General features: G+C 58.5%; 16 protein-coding genes. 7 read left to right on the top strand and 9 right to left on the bottom strand.

Annotation, left to right across the window (positions count from 1 at the left end):
- The first annotated feature begins 237 nt into the window (after positions 1–237).
- Positions 238–1,005: a TIGR00730 family Rossman fold protein gene (locus ACNAOV_RS05140; protein WP_198205471.1), complete on the top strand. Its 768-nt coding sequence runs from the start codon at positions 238–240 to the stop codon at positions 1,003–1,005.
- A gap of 18 nt (positions 1,006–1,023) precedes the next feature.
- Here the strand turns inward: ACNAOV_RS05140 and ACNAOV_RS05135 are convergent, their stop codons facing one another.
- The 3 genes from ACNAOV_RS05135 to ACNAOV_RS05125 form a co-directional block, all read right to left on the bottom strand.
- Positions 1,024–1,701 (bottom strand): O-methyltransferase, encoded by a 678-nt coding sequence (locus ACNAOV_RS05135; RefSeq protein WP_416516866.1) that lies wholly within the window; start codon positions 1,699–1,701, stop codon positions 1,024–1,026.
- A 73-nt stretch (positions 1,702–1,774) separates the two neighbouring features.
- Positions 1,775–2,914: a succinate dehydrogenase/fumarate reductase iron-sulfur subunit gene (locus ACNAOV_RS05130; protein ID WP_416516865.1), complete on the bottom strand. Its 1,140-nt coding sequence runs from the start codon at positions 2,912–2,914 to the stop codon at positions 1,775–1,777.
- A 142-nt stretch (positions 2,915–3,056) separates the two neighbouring features.
- Positions 3,057–4,958 carry an FAD-dependent oxidoreductase gene (locus ACNAOV_RS05125; RefSeq protein WP_416516864.1) on the bottom strand — a complete coding sequence of 634 codons (1,902 nt, stop codon included), beginning with the start codon at positions 4,956–4,958 and terminating at the stop codon, positions 3,057–3,059.
- A gap of 78 nt (positions 4,959–5,036) precedes the next feature.
- Between ACNAOV_RS05125 and ACNAOV_RS05120 the strand changes: the two genes are divergently transcribed.
- The gene (locus ACNAOV_RS05120; RefSeq protein ID WP_082067705.1) at positions 5,037–5,381 is read left to right on the top strand and encodes an MGMT family protein; all 345 of its coding nucleotides are present in this window, start codon (positions 5,037–5,039) and stop codon (positions 5,379–5,381) included.
- Here the strand turns inward: ACNAOV_RS05120 and ACNAOV_RS05115 are convergent.
- From ACNAOV_RS05115 to ACNAOV_RS05090, 6 genes are all read right to left on the bottom strand, one after another.
- Entirely contained in the window at positions 5,297–6,958 is a 1,662-nt protein-coding gene (locus ACNAOV_RS05115) for a DNA-processing protein DprA (protein WP_416516863.1), read from the bottom strand. The two genes, ACNAOV_RS05120 and ACNAOV_RS05115, sit on opposite strands and share 85 nt — an antisense overlap.
- 1 nt (position 6,959) lies before the next feature.
- Positions 6,960–8,546, bottom strand: coding sequence for a YifB family Mg chelatase-like AAA ATPase (locus tag ACNAOV_RS05110; RefSeq protein ID WP_416516862.1), 1,587 nt, complete (start codon positions 8,544–8,546; stop codon positions 6,960–6,962).
- Entirely contained in the window at positions 8,546–9,274 is a 729-nt protein-coding gene (locus ACNAOV_RS05105) for a YraN family protein (RefSeq protein ID WP_416516861.1), read from the bottom strand. The genes ACNAOV_RS05110 and ACNAOV_RS05105 overlap by 1 nt, the downstream gene beginning before the upstream one ends.
- A 615-nt stretch (positions 9,275–9,889) precedes the next feature.
- Positions 9,890–10,885 (bottom strand): DUF5692 family protein, encoded by a 996-nt coding sequence (locus ACNAOV_RS05100; protein ID WP_416516860.1) that lies wholly within the window; start codon positions 10,883–10,885, stop codon positions 9,890–9,892.
- Positions 10,886–10,967: 82 nt separating this feature from the next.
- Positions 10,968–11,591: a TetR/AcrR family transcriptional regulator gene (locus ACNAOV_RS05095; RefSeq protein WP_416516859.1), complete on the bottom strand. Its 624-nt coding sequence runs from the start codon at positions 11,589–11,591 to the stop codon at positions 10,968–10,970.
- 273 nt (positions 11,592–11,864) lie between these two features.
- Positions 11,865–12,755: a pyridoxamine kinase gene (locus ACNAOV_RS05090; RefSeq protein ID WP_416516858.1), complete on the bottom strand. Its 891-nt coding sequence runs from the start codon at positions 12,753–12,755 to the stop codon at positions 11,865–11,867.
- A 267-nt stretch (positions 12,756–13,022) separates the two neighbouring features.
- Here ACNAOV_RS05090 and ACNAOV_RS05085 point away from each other — a divergent pair, with 267 nt between their 5' ends.
- From ACNAOV_RS05085 to ACNAOV_RS05065, 5 genes are all read left to right on the top strand, one after another.
- Positions 13,023–14,342, top strand: a complete 1,320-nt coding sequence (locus ACNAOV_RS05085) for an O-acetylhomoserine aminocarboxypropyltransferase/cysteine synthase family protein (RefSeq protein ID WP_416516857.1) — start codon at positions 13,023–13,025, stop codon at positions 14,340–14,342.
- Between the two features lie 195 nt (positions 14,343–14,537).
- Positions 14,538–15,428, top strand: a complete 891-nt coding sequence (locus tag ACNAOV_RS05080) for an ABC transporter ATP-binding protein (protein WP_416516856.1) — start codon at positions 14,538–14,540, stop codon at positions 15,426–15,428.
- 11 nt (positions 15,429–15,439) lie between these two features.
- Complete coding sequence (locus tag ACNAOV_RS05075; RefSeq protein WP_416516855.1) at positions 15,440–18,133, top strand: ABC transporter permease; 2,694 nt, start codon at positions 15,440–15,442, stop codon at positions 18,131–18,133.
- 431 nt (positions 18,134–18,564) lie between these two features.
- A complete protein-coding gene (locus tag ACNAOV_RS05070; RefSeq protein WP_416518157.1) occupies positions 18,565–19,410 on the top strand; it encodes an ABC transporter ATP-binding protein in 846 nt (281 codons plus the stop codon).
- Positions 19,411–19,441: 31 nt separating this feature from the next.
- Positions 19,442–22,096, top strand: coding sequence for an ABC transporter permease (locus ACNAOV_RS05065; RefSeq protein WP_416516854.1), 2,655 nt, complete (start codon positions 19,442–19,444; stop codon positions 22,094–22,096).

Raw genomic sequence — 22,096 nt, 5'->3', positions numbered from 1 at the left:
AGACGGTTGGAGGGCTGAACTAGGTTTTTCTCTTAGTTATTTGTCCATGTCTGAGACTGCAACACCATACTCCGTTGATCTGATTCGAGTCGTCCACGCTACACTCATCGCTTGGGGCGATTTCTTCAGATATGAATCTGATCTTGCCGCCAGCCGGGCGGCGGGGGCCGCTATCATGAGAGCCGGAACAGGATCGAGCGGGTCCTTCGGATTGGGGCCCGATGAAGGAATGCGTACATGGCGGATATGGTTGACAATCACAATGACGATGAAGGCCCGGACCTGGGCAGGACCTACCACAGCGGTCCGGTCATCATGCGCGGGCCCATGATTCCCGAGGCGGACGCCAACGCTGGTTTGCTCTCATCGGGCGGTGATACGGACTGGCTGCATATGGACCCCTGGCGGGTGCTGCGCATCCAGGCTGAGTTCGTCGACGGGTTCGGTGCATTGGCGGAGCTGGGGCCGGCAGCCGCCATCTTCGGTTCGGCACGGACCGGCAGGGAGGATCCCAACTATACTGCTGCTCGCAAGATGGGCGGCGACTTGGCCAAGGCCGGTATGGCAGTCATTACCGGGGGAGGGCCTGGCATCATGGAGGCGGCCAACAAGGGCGCCGCTGAGGTCGGTGGCAAGTCCGTCGGCCTGGGCATCGAATTGCCCATGGAGCAGGGACTGAACCGCTGGGTGAATCTGGGCATCACCTTCCGCTACTTCTTCGTGCGCAAGATGATGTTCATGAAATACTCCTCGGGCATCATCGTCTGCCCCGGTGGGTTCGGCACCCTGGACGAGATGTTCGAGGTGCTGACCCTGGTCCAAACCCATAAGGCACCCAGCATGCCCATCGTCCTCTTCGACAGGGCCTACTGGCAGGGGCTCTTCGATTGGATCTCAGACACGGTGAGGCAGCGGGGCATGATCTCTGATCTGGACCCCGATCTGGTCATCCGCACTGATGATCCCGAAGAGGCTGTCCAGGCTATCCTGCGTCACCGTGCCTGAAAATTAGGCGAGCGGCAGTCAGCGGGCGCGGGTGGCCATGATCATGCCCGTGCCGATGGGCAGCAGGCAGGATTCCCAGGCATTGTCTTTGCTTATGTCTTCCATGATGGTGCGTAAGGTGGTCGTTTTCTCGGATCTATTGGCCGGGTTGAGCACGCCGCCCTTGTCAGGCTCGTCCAGCAGATCGAAGGCATCGGTAAAGATCAGCTGTCCCCGGTCCTTGAGCAGGCGCGGGGCCTGGTCCATAACCTGTTGGTAGTTGTCCCCATTGCCCGAGACGACGATAAGGTCGTAGTCGCTGGGGTTGAGCCTGGGAAAGTAGGTTCGGGCAGCCGCGTTGACCGCCCGCAGCCTCATGCCGGGGTGGGCTTTCTCCATTCCCGCGAATATTTTTTTGACCAGAGAAGTGCCTTGGGCTGTGGAGTCGACGGCCGTGAATTGACCATGGCCATGCAGGCCTGTCATCAGGCGCAGGGCTTCGACTACGGAGCCGTTGCCGACCAAGATGATGGATGCCGGAGCGTTCCGGCCGGCCAAGAACTGCAGAAAGGCGCCTTGAGACCGGGAACACTGGGCGAATCCGGCCTCCGAAGCCTTGTCTCGCAAGGTCTGCAACTTGTCGGATTCGACGTTCAGAGCGCTTGCCTCGGCGAATTCCCATCCTTTGGCGATGTTGTTGTACGAGGTTTTGTCCATGCTAACCATGGTAACGACTAGAGGGCACAAGCCTGTCGCCAGCTCTTGCTGACCCGTGTGCGCATGAGTCTGACTACTCCTTGACGGCTTCGACCAGCTTCCACATCTCTTCACCCACGTCGATGCCTCTGGGGCAGGGTCGGGTGCAGGCCCGTATGGACTGGCATGCCTGGATTCCGTCCACCTGGTCGATGGCCTCAAGGCGTTCCTTCCGATGACTGTCGCGGGAATCGTTGATGAATCGAGCCGCTGCTATCATGGCCGCAGGGCCGGCAAATGCCTCACCACCCGCATAAATAGGACATGCCCCCTGGCAGAGCCCGCAGGCGATGCAGGTGCTGAGCAGTTCGTACCGGGCCAGCTCTTCTGGAGTTTGCCGGTACTCTGACGCTGGTTCTGCGCCGGCTGCCTTTGCCTGGTCTGCTTGGCTGCTATCAGCAGAGGAATCATCATGGGCCAGATAAGGTTTGAAGCGTCGAATCTGCTCAAACATGGCGTCGGTGTCCACGATCAGGTCTCTGAGCGGGGTGAAGCCAGGAAGTGGGCGGATCTCTACTACTGAAGATTCTGTAAGACCTGATGTTTCTGTAGGATGCGAGGTGTCTGTAAGGCCTTTAGCTTTTGTGACGGCTGCGGTTTCTGCAGGATCTTTAGCCGAGAAGTCTGTGGCCGTAGAGTCTGAGATTGAATCCGAATGCGATGCCGACATGGATACGGCCGTTGCGGTGGTCGCTGTGCCGGTGCGACGGAAGGCTGGAGGCTTCTGAGCCTGCGGATTTCCAGTAGCTACCCCGGGTGTGGTGTATGCGTTCGGCATGGTTTTGGATGCGGCAAGGCAGTCGGCGATGGTGGCTGTGCAGAGCAGATCCGGACGGCCGTTGATGAGCACGGCATCCGATCCGCACATGCCATGTCCGCAGGAATACCGGAAGTTCAGTGTGGGGTCCACCTCCCGCTTGATCTGCAGAAGGGCATCCAGAACAGTGCGCTGTGGGGCAATGCGGATCGTGTACTCCTGCGTCCAGCGGCGGCCTCGGGCCCGTCGGTTGCCAGCTGTGGCAAAGGGGTTGCTCTTGGCGAATGGGTTGGTTCGTGCCGGACGCTCTGATTTGGGTCGTGGGGTGAACCGGGCTATTCGGAAGGTCACCGGACGGGGATCGCGGCCCGGTGCGGATGCCTCGGATCCGTCTGAGCCGGTGGACTGTGATGTCACGGTTGCTCCTGTCCTTGCTCGGGATATGGCCCGATGCCCATTGATATGCGCGGACTCCATCCTAATCCCTGACTGACCTGGATAGGTCTCGATTAGGTGCTTGTCTGACCAGATTGGATTCAGAGTCCATAATCGGGGTCCATCAGTAGTTGCGGCCCTTGGGAGGCATGTCGACGATATGAACAGGCTGCCAGGAGACGTCTTCCTTAGCATCGATCATGGTGTGAGCCAGATAGTGTTCGTCATCGCGCTGCGGATAATCGCTGCGATACAGGGCGCCGCGGGATTCCTGACGTTGCAGACTGGCATTCAACACAGCCCGGGCCAGTGTCAGCAGGTTGTCCACCTCCATGATGGCGGTGATTTCCTGGTTGAGTACTGCTGTCTCACTGTGCGCACGCAGCTGTTTTGCGTCAGCATCCAGTTGTTCCAGACCGCGCAAACCCTTTTCAATGCTGCCCTGATCGCATCGGACGGCAACGGCCTCCTCCATCAGCCGTCCCAGTCGGCCCATCAGCGCATAAGGGTTGTTCAGGCTGGCCTTGTCACCAGGGTCGGAGGCTTCGCCTTGGTCGTCAGCCAATGCTGGTTCCGAGGGGGCAGCTTTACTCGGGCCAGCCAGCAACTCGTCCAGGAAGGCCTGGCGCTTTTCCAGAGCTTGTTTGAGCGAAGAAGTGTCGATCATGTCGTTTGGCTCGTCGGCATTGGTCATGGCAGCGGCGATGTTCTGCCCGGTTCTGGTGCCAAAGAGGCAGGCGTCCAGCAGGGAGTTGCCGCCCAGTCGGTTGGCTCCGTGAACGCTGACACAGGAGCATTCCCCGGCGGCGAACAGTCCGTCGACGATTCGACGGTGGCCATTCTGCCAGCGGTAGACGCGACCACGATCGGTAATGGGGATGCCTCCCATGGTGTAGTGGGCGGTGGGTTTGACCGGAACCATGTCCACAGTGGGATCCAGGTGGGCGTAGCGATGGATGGTCTCAGTGACTTGGGGGAGCAGGGCAGTCATGCGCTGGCCGTCAATGCCGGTCATGTCCAGCCAGACGCAATCATGAGGCCCGTCCGGGTCCGATGGATCAGCAACTCCTCGGCCTGCATCAATCTCTGCCATGATGGAACGGCTGACGACATCCCTGGCGGCCAGGTCGCCGTGTCCCGGTGCGTAGTCCTGCATGAAAGCCCGCCCCTGACTGTTCCTGAGCACGCCGCCTTCTGCTCGGGAGGCCTCAGAAAGCAGGATGCCAGTGTGGCCCAGTCCTGTGGGATGGAATTGGATGAACTCTACATCCTCCAGCTGCAGACCGGCCTGTAGTGCGAGCGCCATGCCGTCACCGGTCAGGTCCCAGGAGTTGGAGGTCGTATGGAAGAGTCGGCCGGCCCCTCCCGTGCACAGGACGATCTTGTCGGCTTGGATGGCCTGCAGCTTGCCGGTATGGGTGTCCAGGACGATCAGTCCTCGGGCATGGCCCCCGGATTCCTCATCAGCGGGCGGGTCAACGACCAGATCGGTCACATACCATTCCTCGGCGAACTCGACTCCCTGACGCAGGCACTGCTGCCAAAGGGCGTGGAGGATCTGGTGGCCGATACGGTCGGCTGCATAGGCTGCTCTCCTGACTGGATGCCCGCCATAATCAGCGGTATGGCCGCCGAACTTCCGCTGGGCGATGTGCCCGTCTTCAGTTCTTGAGAAGGCCACTCCGTCATGCTCTAATTCGATGACGATGTTCGGGGCCTGCTCGGCCAGAATCCGCACGGCATCCTGGTCAGCCAGCCAGTCGCTGCCCTTGACGGTGTCGTAGTAGTGCCAATGCCAGTCGTCCTTCTCCTGGTTGCCTAGACTGGCCGCAATGCCGCCCTCCGCCGATCCGGTGTGGGATCGCAGGGGCTGCAGCTTGGAGACAACCAGGACCTTTGGCGACGAGCTGTTTTCGCTCTGTTTGCCCTCTAAAGCTCTGTACAGTCCCAGAGCCGTTGACAACCCGGCCGCTCCGGCTCCGACGATGACGGCATCATAGCGGTTTCTGACCTTCTGCGGATTCATACCATCGATACTGTCACGACCTATTGATACCGGCAGCCCTACCAGTGCATGTCTGCTTGCGTGGGCAGAATAGGTCTCATGACCGAGCTTTCCTTCTCACAGCAGGTTTATCAGGTCGTCAGGCGGATCCCTCGCGGCAAGGTGGCCACCTATGGTCAGGTCGCCTCCCTGACTGGTCATCCGCGTAACGCCAGGTTCGTGGGGTATGCACTTCATGACAATCCTGAACCTGGGGTGATTCCCTGTCATCGTGTGGTCTTCCGCGATGGTTCTCTGGCCCCGGGATTCGCCTTTGGCGGTCCTGAACGTCAGCGTCAGCTGCTGGAGGATGAGGGTGTTCATTTTGTTCCTCCCCGTAGTGATGAATCTGCTGGTGCAGATGGTTGGGTGGTTGATTTGGATCGCTGTCGCTGGAAGGCCTGATTCTTCGGATCTTCAGCTACGACGCATCCGTTCTGCAGCCTGATCAGACCACAAATCTCCAGGGACCCCAGCAGTTGCATCAGATGCCTGACTGAGAGCTCATGCCCCTGATTGGCCAGCTCGGCGCGTAGTTGTCCCGTCATGGGCGAACCTTCCCGACGCTGGCAGGTGCGAATAGCCGCAAGCACGGTTGCCTCTTCATCGGCTAGACGGTTGTTGTCGGCTTTTTCATATTCACGGTCCTTATCTGGATTCGATGGCGGGGTTGAAGGCGGCTCTTTGTGCTGAGAGCGGGCCGAAAGCCCAACTATATCTGTCCGGGATTGTTTGAGTGTGATCGGCAGCGGTTGATTGCTATGGATGGTTTGGATCGGATGATCGGAGTCAAACGGTCTTGTGCGCTGTGTGGGCTGTCTACTTGCTTGGTGCTCATGATTTTCGGTGGTTTTGACTGAACCGCTGGCTCCTTGTTGAACAGACCTTCCAGGGTGGATAGGTGCATGGGCGGGATGGCAGATGTCTTGGATGTCGGATGCCGACAGGAGCAACTCCGCCTTGCCCTCATGGATGAGGCGGTTGCAGCCGGTGTTTTCCGGCTGGTCGATTCTGCCGGGCGCAGCCAGTACGCGACGGCCCAATTCCACGCCCCAGTTGGCTGTGTTCAGCGCCCCGGACCGGTGACGGGCTTGTGTCACCACGATGTCGGAGGCCAGTGCGGCGATAATCCGGTTGCGTAAAAGGAAACGACGTGGTTCGGGGATGACAGAAGGTGGCAGTTCGCTTATCAGCGTGCCGCCATCTGCCTCAATGTTCTCGAACAGACGGCTGTTGCGTTTGGGGCCTACATGCAGCAAGCCTCCGGCAAAAACTGCCACCGTCCGCCCGCCGCCAGCGGCCAGAGCTCCCCAGTGGGCTGCGGCGTCCGTGCCCATGGCTCCGCCGGAGACGACCAAGTGGCCTTGGCTGGCGGCCTGTCTGGCAATCTGGTGGGCGATGGACCGGCCATACTCGTCGCAGGCCCTGGACCCGACCACGGCCAAGGGGTGGTCACAGCACATCAATGCTTCAGGATCGCCACGTCCCCATAGACAGAGGGGAGGAGCCCAGTCGGATCGGCGTGCCAGGTCATCCATCTGGCCTGGCCAGCAGGAGTCACCTGGGGTCATCACCCAGAATTGGCCTCCACCAGTCATCATGGTCCGTACTTGGCCAGTGTCCATGGCCAGCAAGGGAGTCAGGCGTCTTCGCCAGGTGTCGCTGGTCTTGTGGAACCGGGTGAGGTCTTCAGGGCTCGTTTGCCGTCCCCATCGAGCAGTCCCCTTAAGAAAGCGTTCGTCTAGTCTGGCACAAGCAGCATCCTGTGTGTCGCCTCTCTCTGACTGGTTCGGCACCCCCAGCTCGATCAGGTTTCGGCACAGGTCGGCCGCTTGGTCCGAGCCCAACAGACAAGCGATCATGAAGGCATCGGGGCCATCTGCCGCCAGGGTCAGCACAGCTCTGGCAAGCCAGTCGCTTTCAACCATGGTCATCGGTCTCGGCTGGCCGTCGGGCATGGTCTTCATCAAGGATTCAGCCATCTCAGACGGCCCTTGTTCTGAGCAGGATGCCGGTGGTCACATCGTCGGCACCGGGGCTGGTCCGTCCGTCCAGGTCTGCCAGAGTCCAAGCCAGGCGCATGGTCCTGTCGGCCCCGCGCAGACTGATCCGTTGCTTGCGCAGGGCCTGATCCACGACCGAACGTGCCTTGGCTGATGTGTTCTGACGCAGCCATTCGCCACTAATTTGGGCGTTGCAGGTCCAGCCTTCCTTGTGAAAACGCTCTTTTGCTGCCTGGCGGGCGCGGGTCACACGCTGACGGATCTGGGCGCTGCGCTGGCGTGGACGGTGGTCATCGAATCCCGGGTCGGTCACCGGAGGAACTGTGGTCTGTATGTCGATGCGGTCCATAATGGGGCCTGACAGCCTGTTCCAGTAGCGGAGGCGCTCGCGGGGCGTGCAGGTGCAGCGCTCGCCGGTTCCGTATCCGTATCCGCAGGGACAGGGATTGGCGGCCATGACCAGCTGGAAACGAGCTGGGAAGGTGGTACTGCCCTTGGCCCGGGACAGGAAGATTTGCCCGATCTCCAGGGGCTCACGCAGGGATTGGATCACTCTTGGGGAGAATTCCGGTGCCTCATCCATGAAGAGGACACCACGATGGGCGCGGGTGATAGCGCCAGGCGTGGCCAGTCCTGCGCCGCCCCCGACCATGGCCGCCATGGAGATCGTATGATGAGGGGCCTCGAATGGTGGCACATCGGTGATCCCATACTGGCTCAGCGTGCCACAGAGGGATCGGATGGAGGCCACTTCCAGCTGTTGGACAGCATCCAGAGCGGGCATGATGCTGGGAAGCCGTTCCGCCAGCATGCTCTTGCCGGCCCCCGGTGGACCGACCATGAGCATGTGATGACCGCCGGCTGCGGCCACCATCATGGCCCACTTGGTCTCTTCCTGGCCTATCACGTCAGCCATGTCCGGCTTGGGCGGAGCCGGGTCGGCCTTGGCGGGGGAGTTGGCTTCATGATCTGAGCTCATGTGGTGCACGCTCGCTACGGGGGTCGATTTGTCAGAGTCTTGGCGAGTGTCTGCTTCGGGGATGGCGATCCTGCTTCTTCCACCCAATGCCTGGATGAGCTGGCCCAGGTGGCGCAGTCCCATGACTTTGATATCGGGAACCAGACGGGCCTCGTCAAGGTTGTCTGCAGGGACGAAAGCCCGTGTGATTCCCTGGGCTCTGGCCTGCGTCAGAATGGGCAGCAGACCATTGATGGGCAGAATCGTGCCGTCTAGGTTGAGTTCGCCCAGGATGACCGTATGATCCAGGCCTTCCGTCGGCAGTGCTCCGCCGGCCTCGAGGACACTGGTCGCAATTGCCAAATCATGTGAGGAGCCATGCTTGGGTTTTGAAGCAGGGGACATGTTGACGGTGACCCTGGTCTGCGGCCACCGGAATCCGCAGGCCGAGCAGGCGGATTTGACCCGTTCTCGTGACTCCGACAAGGAGGCATCCGGCAGACCGATGATGGAGAAGTAGGGCAGACCTGGGGAGATGAAGGACTGCACGTGGATGAGAAAGGCCTTGAGGCCTATCAATCCCACGGATTCAGCAGATCCAAGACGCATCAGAAGGCCTCCCTGGTGTGCCTGAGGAAGACTGATCCCGGATTCCATCCGTCTCTGCTCGAATGGTTGGTTCCTCTGACGGCCTTGGCGGAAGTCTGACAGGAAGCCGGGGGATAGGCACTCTCGGAATGCATGCTTTTGCCAGGGGCGGATTTGACTGACAGGCTGATGACATCGAAACGTGTGCCACGATGCCGTGCGCTGGGATCTCGGTCATGGCTGATCAGCCATTGGACTGCAGCGCGACGAAGGTGGGTCTGCTTGCGCGGGCCGACGGCCTGCTCTGGGGATCCGAACCGACCGGTGCGTCTGGTTTTGACCTCTACAAAGACCAGAGTCGCCTCGGGATCCAGAGCGATGATGTCCAGCTCGCCGAACCGGCTTCGCCAATTCCGAGCCAGGATTTTCCAGTTTCGTTCCCGCAGCCACTGGCAGGCGTAGTCCTCACCCAATCGTCCGAGCTCACGGCTGTTGATGTCTTTGGCCCTGATCTGTCGTTCAATATCTGCCAGATCTATGCCGATAGATTCACGGTTGCCTGCATCTGATGTATTTGTCCAAGATTGGATGGTTTCTGGATCATCAGCAGATCTTTTGAGACCGGGGAGGGCGCTTATGGGCTGTGCGATCGATGAGTCTGCGATTATAGCGTCGGCATCAGTTCCATCGTTCCTGTTGCTGGTGAGTGTGTGGTGATTGGTTGGTCTGGTCAGAGCTTGTGTGTTCATGTTTCTAGAAGACCACCGGAAGGAAGTCGGCGACTAGTCGAACCAGGCATGTGGTCGAATGAGCCTGTGATAGGGAGAGAGTGGATGAACGAGTGGATTTCCGATGCTGATCTTGTATTGATTGCGCTCATTTCGCTATCAACAGGGGTAGCGAAGGCAAAGGATGAAAAATATTGAAACAAAGGTGAAGGCATAAACGAGGGAAAATAGAAACCAAGAAAATAGAAAGCCGAGGAAACACAAGGCCAAGGAAACCAAAACAGCCCAAGGAAAAGCGAGCAGGTAAGGGACGCTGGACAGCAAGCAGGTGGAGGAATCAGCGAACACGACAAAAGAGCCCTCGATGGTCGTAGTTGCAGTCCTGCATTCGGATGATAAATAGGTGATTAAAAGAGATTAAAGGAGACCAGGAGGTGCAACCAATTGGTTCCGGAGAAGCAGCTTCTGGTCTCCCATTGTTGAATTGCCTTATGGCCTATATGGCTGATTGGTTAGGTAGTGATCGGATTTCTAATCGACACGTATGCTTTGATTGAAGCGGGTCAGATGGATGTGACACGGCCCCTGAGGAACCACATCACATCCATATCGGGTCTGCTGACCTAGTCCGAGTAATCAGGCCGCAGTGATCACATTCATGTCGGCACGGGCGATGGCCTGGTCGAAGTCCCTGGTGCCCTTGAAGACCTCCTGGGTCCAGGGGTTGATGTGCTGACGGCGTGCACGGACCAGGATGTAGCCCAGCGCGAGCACGTTGGCGACCAGGGAGAGGATGGAGACCGTCAGGTTGACCCCGGCCTTGTTGACCGACTGGGTTGAGAAGACCGAGTAGTCCTGGAACATGGGCAGGACCTGAGCGAACATGCACCATACGGCCAGGGTGTTGGCCCGGTTCTGGATCCAACCTCCCTTGTTCCAAAGGAAGTTGGCGAAGGTGGGCGCCAGGAGGAGGGCCAGGCCGCAGTACCAGGCGTGGTTGGGCAGGCAGTTGTAGGTGTAGCAGAAGTTCCACAGGTCATAGGAGATGATGAAGACCCAGGTCATGTCGGGCCAGAGCATGTCGCGACGGTCCTTGGAGGCGTAGATGCCGAAGATTCCGGTCATGCAGAAGATGTTGATCAGACCCGCCACCCCGTTGAAGATGTTGTGCCAACCGCCCATCAGGGTGATGCCCTCGGTGGACACCCAGGTTCCGCCCCATCCGCGGAAGGCGGATTCGAAGTCGGAGACCACGGCGATCAGGATGTTGATGGCGACGATAATGAAGGGGAAGCACTTGAACCAGTGGGATTTGCCGATCTTGCCCCATCCATACTTGAGGGCCATGAAGCCGATGCAGCCGGCGGTGGCGGCATAGAGCTTGGCATAGTGGAACCAGCTGGTCATATGGACGTAGGTCGGGTTATGGAGCGCCCAATCGGCCCCGAAGGCCGCCGATACGTAGATGGTCAGGAAGTATGCGGTCAAAGCAGCGGGAATGGCCAGGAAGCAGATGATGCCTCCAGTCTTGCTCCGCCTGGCGACCTCGTTGAGGCCGATCAGGCATGCGAAGACCAGGATCCAGCCCAACCATTGGTAGGGGGCGTTGGCTCCGTAGACTTGGAACAACATGACGATGTCCTTTCTTCTGTTCTGTGTCAGGTGTTCGTTGGTTTGGTTCTTGGCAGCGGATGTCGGGAAGGACGCCGTCGCCTTACAGGTAGGGCTCCAGGTGGAGCGTTTGGGCGGCCATGTGGATGAAGGTTTCGTCGCTGGTGTCCGGCTGCACCCTAAGGAGGGTGATGAACCCGGAAATCAGGACGATCAGCATTTCGCGCACATGGTCGATGGGCAATTGATCCCGGTGGTGTCTGGCGAAGTCCTGAACCGCCGTCCGGCAGAAGTAGTCGGCTATGGCCTTGGAGACCTGGTCCACGAATCGCGTGTAGAGCCCTCCGTTGCCTGAGTGGATCATCTGCTGTCGGAGTGGGCTGTTGTCGGCGATGACCGATCGGGCCACCTGTACGACGGTCTCCAGGGCTCCCTTGACATCACCGGGTGTCCGCTTCCTGTTCCATTCCTCCATCCGGGCCAGGACCTGGTTGACGGACTTGTCTACCATGGCCTGGGCCAGGGTCTCCTTGTCGGGGAAGTAGTGGTAGAAGAGGGACCTGGTCATCCCCACTTGCTTGGCGATGTCCTTGATGGTGATGTGGGAGAATCCCTTGTTCCTGCAGATATCGATCACAGCCTGGACGATTTCGTCGCTTTTCCTGGACCTCTTGCCCGAGGGTCGCTGAGCGAAGCCTGACTCGTCTTCTGTAGCTGATGCCTGCATGGTTACTTCCCGTCCTTCCGGAGTCTGCTGACTCCAGAAACTGAACTTTGACACTTTGTCAACATTGACGTCACAAGTATAAAACCGACTTTGACAAAGTGTCAATTTTGCCTGGATGCTTATCTGCAGGAAGCTACCGGGTTTCGCCCCATGCTGGGGGTGGGGGAATATAAGAAGACCCCGAAGCGAAGAATGCTTCGGGGTCCTAGGGAAACCTGTGGTCAGTTCATCTGTTGATCTATGATGCGATGACCATAGGCGCAGGTGACCGCCTTACCTGACCAATCCGGTCAGCAGGCCCAGGTCCAGCTCGAAGCTGACCCCGCGCTGCTGATAGTCAGGCTGGTTGCGTGTGTGCTGCATGGCCGAGCGGACGAATTCGCCGGCGATTCGGGCCGCATCGGCCAGGTCTCGTCCTGCAAAGAGCGCCCCGCAGAGGCTGGAGGCGAAGGCATCGCCGGTTCCATGAATCATGAAGGGCAGCTTGTCGTGGACCAGTTCGGTGCGCTTGCTGACTCCGCCATGATCCGCTGAGGCCACGAAGTTGCGCAGCTTGCCATCCTTCCGGTCGATGCCCTTGATGATGACATTTTTCGCGCCCATGTCCAGCAGATGGCCCAGGCGCTCACCAACCTGGGCATCGTCAAGGTCCTGGCCTTCGTAGTCTATGCCGGTCAGCAGGCTGACCTCGGTCAGGTTGGGCATGAGCAGGTCGGCCCCATCGACCAGATTGGTCACCGCCCGGCACATTTCCTCGGTGTAGGTGGGATACATGGATCCGCCATCGCCCATGACCGGGTCGACCAGCCGCAGGGCCTTGGGATATTCCCGATACATGCGTTGAATGATGTCTACCTGCTCAGCGCTGCCCAGGAACCCGCTGTAGATCCCGTCCAGTTCGACACCCTCCTTCTGCCAGGCATCCAGGTATCCCGGCAGCATCTCGGTGGTGTCGTGGAAGGAGTAGTCCTTGAACATGGTGTGCGCGCTGAACAGGGCTGTGGGCACCGGGCAAACGTCGCATCCGGCTGCCGAAAGGATGGGGATTGCGGCCGTCAGCGAGCACTTGCCATACCCACACATGTCATGCACAGCGGCGACTCGGGGAATGTACTTGCTGTCGCGCTGGTAGAGCCTGTTCTGATCGTCCGACTGTCCGGCCATCTTTTGAACTCCTTCATGCCTGCTGAGGCTGTTCGCAGCGGAGCCTTCTCCGTTGCTTACTCGACTCTACAGCGGAGCGGTTAAAGGGGCACCGCCGCGTGTGGAATGTTGAGATGAAAAAGGCCTGCTTTCAACCTTTTGGAAGCTGTTATAAAAAAGGACGATACCGAAAAGTCCTTTCTGGCTTGAACAGGTGGGCTTGGGCCGCTTATGGTCACATTCAAGAACTTAGAAGATGACGCACCTCACCAACAGATAGGAATCGACATGACCGACCAGAACCCGCACAAGTACCATTTCGAGACGCTTCAGCTACACGTGGGCCAGGAGCAGGCCGACCCCGCCACTGATTCCCGGGCCGTGCCCATCTACGCCACCACCAGCTACGTCTTCCACGACTTCGACCATGCCGAGGCCCGGTTCGCGTTGAAGGACCCGGGCAACATCTACGGCCGTCTGACCAACTCCACCCAGGGGGTTTTCGAGGACAGGATAGCCGCCTTGGAGAACGGCACTGCCGGTTTGGCCGTGGCCTCGGGAGCAGCCGCCGTGGAATATGCCTTCCGGAATATCACCCAGACCGGAGACCATATCGTGTCCTCCAAGAACATCTACGGCGGAACCTTCAACCTCCTCAAGCACACCCTGCCCCGTGATGGTGTCGAGACCACTTTCGTGGATCCTTCGGATCCGTCCAACTTCGAGGCGGCCATCCAGGAGAACACCAAGCTGGTCTTCTTTGAGACCTTCGGCAACCCCAATGCCGACCTGCCCGACTTCGAGGCCATCTCCAAGATCGCCCATGACCACAACCTGCCGGTGATTGTCGACAACACCTTCGCCACTCCTTACCTGTTCCGGCCGCTGGAGCACGGAGCTGACATCGTCGTGGAATCGGCCACCAAGTTCATCGGCGGCCATGGCACCACCCTGGGCGGTGTCGTCGTGGAAGGCGGACAGTTCGACTGGGCTGCAGTGCCCGGCAAGTTCCCCACCTTGACCGAACCCGACCCCAGCTACCATGGTCTGCGCTTCTACCAGGATCTTGGAGCTGCGGCCTTCGTCACCCGTATCCGCGCCATCCTCCTGCGCGACACTGGCGCCGTCATCTCGCCCTTTGCAGCCTTCCTCCTCCTGCAAGGGATTGAAACGCTCTCGCTGAGGGTTGAGCGCCACGTTGAGAACGCCCTGAAGGTAGTGGACTACCTGCAGACCGTGCCGGAGGTCGAGTCGGTCAGCCATCCGGCCATAGAGGGGCGCCCCGACCACGAGCTCTACAAGCGGTACTTCCCGAACGGTGCCGGCTCCATCTTCACCTTCGATCTGAAGGGCGGCAAGGATGCGGCCAGGGTCTTCATCAACAACCTGCATCTCTTCTCCCTCCTGGCCAACGTGGCTGACGTGAAGTCGCTGGCCATCCACCCGGCATCGACCACCCACTCCCAGGAGACGCCGGAGGAGCTGGAGGATCAGGCCATCCATCCAGGTACCATCAGGCTCTCCATTGGCACGGAGAACATCGAAGACATCCTGGATGACCTCAAGGGCGCCTTCCAGGCATTGAAGGGGTCCGGTCTGGCCAAGTAGCCGGCAATCACACTTCCTTCTTGGTCCCGTATATGCGTGATATATGACCAAGAAGGCGAAGAAGCACAGGGTGCCTGTCGAAACCTCATTACGTTTCGATGGGCACCTTTGCATATGTCCTCTCCTCACCTCTCCCCAGTGGCAGGCAGCACCTGACATGTGAAGCGGAAATATTGCGATGGGTAAGATGGGGGCATGAAACATGGAGCAAAGACGAGGTCGTCTTCTGATTCGTCGTCCGGTTCGGGGAAACCGAGGCAGATCGCCCAGGTGGCCATCAAGGCCAAGGGACTGACCAAGGACTATGGGAGTGGGGAGAACCTGGTCCATGCCCTGCGGGGTGTGGATGTCGAATTCGAACGGGGCAGGTTTACGGTCATCATGGGTCCCTCCGGGTCGGGCAAGTCCACCCTCATGCATACCTTGGCCGGCTTGGACACCGTCACCTCCGGACATGTCTACCTGAACGGGACCGATGCCGTCGGGGTGAAGGGCAGGCGGGCCCACCGTCAAGGAGGGCGGAGGGGCGTGGTCGACCTGACCAAGCTCAATGACAATCAGCTGACCCTCTTGAGGCGCCAGAGCCTGGGCTTCATTTTCCAGAGCTTCAACCTCCTGCCCATGTTTACGGCCAAGCAGAATATCCTCATGCCTCTGATTCTGGATGGGGCCAAGCCAGACACAGCCTGGCTGGACGTTCTGGCCAAGACCCTGGGCCTGGAGGAGAGGCTGACCCATCGGCCCAGTGAGCTCTCGGGTGGTCAGCAGCAGCGTGTGGCAATCGCCAGGGCCCTCATCACCAAGCCTTCCATTGTCTTTGCGGACGAACCCACGGGAAACCTGGACACGGCCTCCTCGACCGAGGTGCTCAGCTTCCTGCGGGACTCGGTCCGCGAGCTGGGGCAGACCATCATCATGGTCACGCATGATGTCTTTGCGGCCTCCTTTGCCGACCGTGCCCTGGTATTTGCGGATGGGCGGATCGTGGCGGACCAGGACAGACCCACTGTGGATTCCATGAACTCCCTGCTCTCCGAGGAAGTCATGGCCTCCGCAGATACAGCTGGCTCAGCTGCTCATCGCTGAGGGGAATGCTCATGTGGTTCGTTGCCAGAAAAATGATGCGGCATGACCTGGGCATGATGGTTCCCGCCGGCATCGCCATTGTCGTCGGAACACTGTTTATTGCCATGACCTTCCTATTCGGCAACACCATGGACGTTTCCATGCGGCGGATGGTCTCATCCGATGCTGCCCAGGCCAACTACTCCATCATCCCCGCGGAGGGCAGCCATCCCGATCAGAAGAGAGTGAAGGACTTCAAAACCGAGGAGCTGGCAAAAGTCCCAGGAGTTCACGCAGTCAGATCAGACACCCAGCTCATGGCGGATGTCCGCGCCGGCAAGATTAAGAGCGAGGGTGTAATCGCCATTCCTATGGCGGATTCATCGCTGATGCCGGTCGGTCTTGCCAAGGGATCCTGGCCCAGCGCCGATGACCAAGTGGTCCTACCAGGACCGACTGTGTCCAGGCTCAGGCTCTCTCTGGGCGACAAGGTGAATCTGAACCTGTCGCCTAACATGCTGTACATATCCGAGGGCCCTGGGTCGAAAAATCAGGCCAGTGCCGACCAGGTGGCGGGCAGGTTCATATCGAAGCCCCTGACCTTGTCGGGCGTCAGTTCGAACCGGGGGAACGAAGGCGGCGAGTTTGGCGAGTCGGGCGGTGCAATCGTGCTGACCCCCAAGACCATAGACGACTTTATGGCTACAGCAGGCCTTGGCAACATGGGTAATCTGTATGCCCAAAATGTATACTTGAATGTTGCCGGGCAGGGCAGCGACCTCGATGGGGTTCTGGCCTCTCTGCGCAAGCTCATGCCTTCGGGCTATTCCCTAGAGGACCGTCGCACTATGGAGGACCGACTGGTCAAGACCGCGCTCGGCGGTTCCCAAAATCCCGTGACCACCTTCCTTCTGGTCTTTGGCACACTGGCCATGTTCGTGGCTGCCACCGTCATCGCCAACACCTTCCAAGTCATGGTCGCTCGGCAACGTCGCTATTTGGCCCTCCTGAGGACGATAGGCGCCAATAAGAGCCAGGTCAGGGCCAGTGTTCTGATGCGTTCAATCATCCTGGGCGCTGTGGCATCCCTGATCGGGGTTGGCGTCGCCATCGGCATCATGGCTGTTCTGGGTGCAGCCAAGGCACATACGAGTTCCCTCTACTTCCAATTGAAGCTGACTCCGGCAGTCTTCCTGGTGCCTCTTGTTTTCGGCATCATTGTCACGGTCCTGGCCTCCCTGGGCTCCTCATGGGCCGCCACCAGGGTCAGTCCTTTGGAGGCGCTGAGGCCTGCCGATGTTCTGGAGAACAAGCGGACGAGCAGGATGCGTCTGTTTGTCAGCGTGGTCATGATTCTGATGGGCATTACCATGACGGTTTGGTCCCTCTGGCAGGTCAGGCTCAGTGTCACGGCAGACAAGGCCAGCAAGAGATCCGGAGACGGGCCGAACATTGTTGCTGCCATGGCTGTCATCGGCATTGTCCTTGCCTTCCTGGGCATTTTGTTCAGTGCCAATCGTTGGATTCCTTTCATGCTCAGGGAAGTCGGGTCCCTGGTTTCTCGGATCGGGCCCTCGTCCACAATCGCCGTGGCTAACATCGCACGGAATCATTCCCGTGTGGCAGCTACGGGTACCGCCCTCCTGATTGGCGTGACACTGGTCGCCACCCTGGCCACGGGCGCCGCCAGTGCCAAGCAGACCATGGCCGACATGCTGGACGAGCACTACTCCGTCGATCTGCAGATCAGCGCCGATGGTCTGGATGACAAGGCTCTGAATGCCATTCGTCGAATCGACGGGGTCGCGCAGGCCGAGCTGGTGCCCCAGTATGCTGCCATGGTCAAATCAGGCGGTGAGAACGGTGCGGGAATGACTATTTTCGCCCTGGATTCACACAAGATCGATCGTCTCCTGAACGCCAAGGTCGGCAAGGATCTTTCCGGACAGGATGCCCTTTTGCTCCCGGAAAGCCTCATGGACAAACAGAAGGATTTTCACGACGGCGGGAATCTGGGACTCAATATTCTCAACCCGATTCAAGGCGATGCTCATGGCGGATCCGTATCGGTGGCTCAAAGACTCTTCGTGACCAGTGTGTATGCGCCCTTCCAGGGGATTGATGCCAGTAATTTCTATGGTCTGACTGACTCATCCTCGCTAAATGGCGTTCAGCCTCAGACCGTGCAGATCTGGGCCAAGGTCGATGGTTCACCAACAGTCCCGGCATTCATCGACAAGGTGAAAGACGCGCTTTCTGGTTATTCGGCTGTTGCCGTCAAGGGTGGGTTGGCTGAAAAGCAGCAGTGGGATCGGACCATCGACAGCCTGCTCATGATCATCCTGGCTCTCTTGGCGGTGGCGGTCGCCATCGCCCTGATTGGCGTAGCCAACACGCTTTCCCTCTCGGTGCTGGAACGCCGACGGGAGTCCGCCACCCTGCGGGCTATCGGGATGACCCGGAAACAGATCAGGCGGTCCCTGGCTGTGGAGTCAGGGCTGATAGCTCTGGTGTCGTCCTTGTCTGGCATGATCCTGGGCCTGCTCTTCGGCTGGGCTGCAGCCTATGAGATTTTCTCCTCTCTGGGTACGGTGGCTTTTCCCATTCCTTGGACCATAGGCATAGTGATTCTGCTGGTGGCGCTCGTAGCCGCGATCTTGGCAAGCGTCCTGCCTGCAAGACGCGTCAACCGGACTCCACCGGTCGTGGCTCTAGCAGAGGAATGACGACAAGCCAGCCTTCACCCAGGCGCATCTTGGTTGAAGCCGGGAATGAATGACTCATTCTGCCGGGTGATGGTTTCCTTGATGCTGCTTGGGCGTTCCTGTAGTCAATCACGGGAATCCAGGCAACTGTTTCAATCCCTTGGTCCGATGGTTGCATGTCTTGTGGCTCGTGTCTTTTGTGCTGAACATGATGTTCTTCAACTCCGCAAATGTTTATCCCCGTCGCCCCGCGTTGGTTTGGATGGTGTCAGCCTAACAGGAGGAGTTCTTCATCGCACTCATCCGTAAGGATGATTATCTTCATCGCTCCCAGGGAGCATATCGCGGCAGCTAATAGCCGCATAGGGTCGGAAGCTGACGGGAGAAAGGTTTCCTCGCGGATAAGGAGCACCATGCAGAACAAAGCGGATACTTCGTCTTCACAAGGGTTGATCGACAGAGCAGGTCCAGGCGTCGCGGGACCGCCGGCTGTCAGTGCCAGACAGCTGACCAAGGATTATGGGCAAGGATCGAACGCCGTCCATGCCCTGCGTGGAATCGACGTGAATTTCGAGCGTGGCCGGTTCACGGCCATCATGGGACCTTCAGGTTCGGGCAAGTCAACGCTCATGCACGTTCTGGCTGGTCTGGATACTGTCACCTCAGGCCATGTCTATATGGCCGCCGATCTTCTGCATTCGAAGAGCGGAGATCGTCACCATCCATCGATTGACCAGGCCGGCCGAGTCGACCTGACACGAATGGACGACCGTCAGCTGACCCTGATCAGGAGGCGGCATCTGGGATTCATCTTCCAGAGCTTCAACCTGTTGCCTATGTTCACTGCCAAACAGAACATCCTCATGCCGCTGGTACTGGACGACGTTCGGCCCGACACCTCGTGGATGGAGCAGCTGGTAGAGACTCTGGGATTGTCGGACAGATTGGATCATCGGCCCAGTGAGCTTTCGGGTGGTCAGCAGCAGCGTGTGGCAATCGCCAGGGCCCTCATCACCAAGCCTTCGATTGTCTTTGCTGACGAGCCTACGGGAAACCTGGACACGGCCTCATCGACCGAGGTGCTCGGCTTCCTTCGGGATTCGGTCCGCGAGCTGGGGCAGACCGTCATCATGGTCACTCATGATGCCTATGCCGCATCCTACGCAGATCGCGCGCTTGTCTTTGCCGACGGACGGATTGTTTCGGACCGAAAAGATCCGACAGTGAAAGCCATGAACGATCTTCTGGCTGAACAAGTCTCGGCCGGCACTGCTGGCGATTCCCAGTCCCAGGACTAAGGGGTGCATTGTGTGGCGGATAACCCGTACGATGATGAAGCGCGATGCACGTATGATGATGCCGGCTGGTCTGGCCATCGTGATCGGCACCATCTTTATGTGCTTGACGCTCCTTTTTGGCAACGTGGCGAATGCCTCCATGCGTCGCGAAATCAGTATGGATGCAGGTCACGCCAACTATGCTGTGACCTCCAGAAGGGATCAGGACAAGCCGATCCTGCTCGACGAATTCAATGGCAAGGGGCTGTCGAAACTGCGCGGTGTTAGTGGTTTGCGCCCTGATGTCGACCTTATGGTGGATACGGAAGCAAACGGTCAGTCCAGCAAGGGGATTCTGGCCATTGTGGGTGCCAGGCAGGAGCTTATGCCTATCGATCTGGATCGGGGGCAATGGCCTGATTCAGACGATCAGGTTGTGCTGCCGCATTCCGTCGCCAACAGGCTCCAGGCTGTTCTGGGTGATAAGGTGCGCCTGCATCTGTCCTCGGCGATGCTGCCAGGTAGTGATAGCGATAGTGCTCAGGATTCTTCAAGTAAAGAACGCCTTGTTAACCAAGGCACTGTGGACTTGACCATCTCAGGCATCAGCAAGAGCCATGGAGGAAAGTACGACGATTTCGGCGGAGCTGTGGTGCTGACGGGTTCTCGGATTGAACGTTTGCTGAGTATGGCAGGAATGGTTGGACCGGAGTCCCTTCCTGTGGGAAACATCTATCTGCAGGTTGATGGCCAGGGCAAGGAACTCCAGAACACTCTGCAAAATATCAGGCGATACGTTCCTGATGGATACCGGTTAGAGGACCGTCGTGCCATGGAGGACAGGCTGCTTAGTGAGCAGACCGGCAATGGTGTGAACTTCATGACCGTCTTCCTCATGACTTTCGGTGTGCTGGCCATGGTGGTGGCTGCCTTGGTGATTGCCAACACTTTCCAGATCATGGTGGCCAGACAGCGCAGGCATCTGGCCCTGCTGAGGGTTATTGGTGCTGATCGATGGCAGATCAGGGCAGGCGTGTTGCAGCAGGCCCTGCTCCTTGGCGTTATATCTTCCCTGGTCGGCATCTTGTTGGCTATGGGATTGATGGGCCTTGCCGGTTGCCTAGGTTTGCATTCGGGCACCATGAAGCTTGAACTTCTGCTTACACCTACAGCCCTTCTGGTTCCGTTTGTGCTCGGCGTTCTGGCAACCTTGGTGGCTGCCTTTGGGTCTACTCGTACAGCTATCAGGGTCAGACCACTTGAAGCCCTGCAACCAGTGGATCATCAGGAGTCAGGCAGCAGGAAGCGGACCGGTCTGCTGATCAGCATCCTGCTGGCAGCCAGCGGCTTGGTATTCGTGATCTGGTCCTCTTGGCGCGTCACAGAGCTAGTCAGGACAAACTCTAGCGATACAGTCCAGACCAGTAATCAGCAGGAACTCTTGCTAGGTCTCGCGGTATTGGGTGTTTTGCTGATTTTTCTGGGTGCGCTGATAGGGGCTCGTCGATGGATTCCGGCTCTTCTGCGTTGCCTGGGTGGACCTGTGTCCCGGATTGGACCATCTTGCAGGGTCGGAGTGGCGAATATCGCTCGAAATCCCTCACGAGTCGCTGCCACAGGTGTTGCTCTGCTGATCGGCGTAACTTTGGTTTCCACTCTGGCTACAGGTGCGGTAACCACTAAACGGACCTTGGCCAAGGATATTGATCAGCGTTATTCCTTGGATATTGAAATATCCGGTCAGGGGCTGAACAAGAATAATGTGCGGGCCATTGAGCGTATCGAAGGTGTTGCTGATGCAGAGCTGGTGCAGCGGTTCAATGCCGAGGTCGAGTCAGGTGGCCCCTCACAAGATTCCATGACTGTCTATGCCTTGGATACTCCACGGATTAGGCGTGTGCTTCATGGCGATCTGGGTCCAGGTATGCAAAGGTCTGATGCGTTGTTGGTGTCGACCAGAACGATTTCCAAGCATTCCGGTTACCGGGATGGAAGTCAGTTGAAGTTGTTGATAGCTGATCCTCAGACGGACGATGAACTTGGAAAAGAGACAGATGCAAGAAGAACACTGACTGGGGTCTTTGCTGGATTCGGCGGGCTGGATACCAGTGGCGTCTATGCAATCACGGACTCTCAAAATGTTGCCGGGATTGACACCAAGACGCATGAAATCTGGATCAGGACGCAGGGAGATCGCGATGCTGCACTGCTCTTGGATGACATACGTCAGGCTGTTGGAGAGCATGACGACATGGCCATCAGCGGAGGGCTGACGCAAAAGAAACGATGGAGTGAAACAATCGATTCCTTGTTGGCGATCATGGTGGCATTGCTGGGGGTTGCCGTCATTATCGCCCTGATAGGGGTCTCCAATACTTTGATGATGTCGGTGCTGGAGCGCCGTCGTGAGACTGCCACACTCAGGGCAATCGGCATGAGCAGCGTGCAGGTTCGTCGATCCTTGGGAGTCGAGGCCTGCATGATAGCCCTAGGAGCCAGCCTGGCTGGAATCGTTCTAGGAATGCTCTTCGGATGGATAGGAGCCTACCAGGTCTTTGTGCCCTTAGGATCCGTGACCTTCACCGTGCCATGGTCGACTTTTGCGCTGATACTGCCAGTGGCCTTGCTGGCTGCGGTGGCAGCCAGTGTGCTGCCAGCCAGGGAGGCAGTCAAGGTTTCACCTATCGAGGCGCTCAGTGATGATTGA

This window comes from Bifidobacterium asteroides, from assembly GCF_048001765.1.
GTDB classification, from domain to species: domain Bacteria; phylum Actinomycetota; class Actinomycetes; order Actinomycetales; family Bifidobacteriaceae; genus Bombiscardovia; species Bombiscardovia asteroides_K.
The sequence above is the reverse complement of the archived record's forward strand: the minus strand, read 5'-3'. Positions and strand labels throughout refer to the sequence as shown.

Excerpts from the sequence above, each read along its gene's own strand:
- ACNAOV_RS05140 (WP_198205471.1), top strand. The coding sequence starts at position 238 with ATGGCGGATATGGTTGACAATCACAATGACGATGAAGGCCCGGACCTG.
- ACNAOV_RS05125 (WP_416516864.1), bottom strand. The coding sequence starts at position 4,958 with ATGAATCCGCAGAAGGTCAGAAACCGCTATGATGCCGTCATCGTCGGA.
- ACNAOV_RS05065 (WP_416516854.1), top strand. The coding sequence starts at position 19,442 with ATGATGAAGCGCGATGCACGTATGATGATGCCGGCTGGTCTGGCCATC.
- ACNAOV_RS05115 (WP_416516863.1), bottom strand. The coding sequence starts at position 6,958 with ATGGCTGAATCCTTGATGAAGACCATGCCCGACGGCCAGCCGAGACCG.
- ACNAOV_RS05075 (WP_416516855.1), top strand. The coding sequence starts at position 15,440 with ATGTGGTTCGTTGCCAGAAAAATGATGCGGCATGACCTGGGCATGATG.
- ACNAOV_RS05100 (WP_416516860.1), bottom strand. The coding sequence starts at position 10,885 with ATGTTGTTCCAAGTCTACGGAGCCAACGCCCCCTACCAATGGTTGGGC.
- ACNAOV_RS05110 (WP_416516862.1), bottom strand. The coding sequence starts at position 8,546 with ATGCGTCTTGGATCTGCTGAATCCGTGGGATTGATAGGCCTCAAGGCC.
- ACNAOV_RS05120 (WP_082067705.1), top strand. The coding sequence starts at position 5,037 with ATGACCGAGCTTTCCTTCTCACAGCAGGTTTATCAGGTCGTCAGGCGG.
- ACNAOV_RS05095 (WP_416516859.1), bottom strand. The coding sequence starts at position 11,591 with ATGCAGGCATCAGCTACAGAAGACGAGTCAGGCTTCGCTCAGCGACCC.
- ACNAOV_RS05105 (WP_416516861.1), bottom strand. The coding sequence starts at position 9,274 with ATGAACACACAAGCTCTGACCAGACCAACCAATCACCACACACTCACC.
- ACNAOV_RS05080 (WP_416516856.1), top strand. The coding sequence starts at position 14,538 with ATGAAACATGGAGCAAAGACGAGGTCGTCTTCTGATTCGTCGTCCGGT.
- ACNAOV_RS05090 (WP_416516858.1), bottom strand. The coding sequence starts at position 12,755 with ATGGCCGGACAGTCGGACGATCAGAACAGGCTCTACCAGCGCGACAGC.
- ACNAOV_RS05085 (WP_416516857.1), top strand. The coding sequence starts at position 13,023 with ATGACCGACCAGAACCCGCACAAGTACCATTTCGAGACGCTTCAGCTA.
- ACNAOV_RS05135 (WP_416516866.1), bottom strand. The coding sequence starts at position 1,701 with ATGGACAAAACCTCGTACAACAACATCGCCAAAGGATGGGAATTCGCC.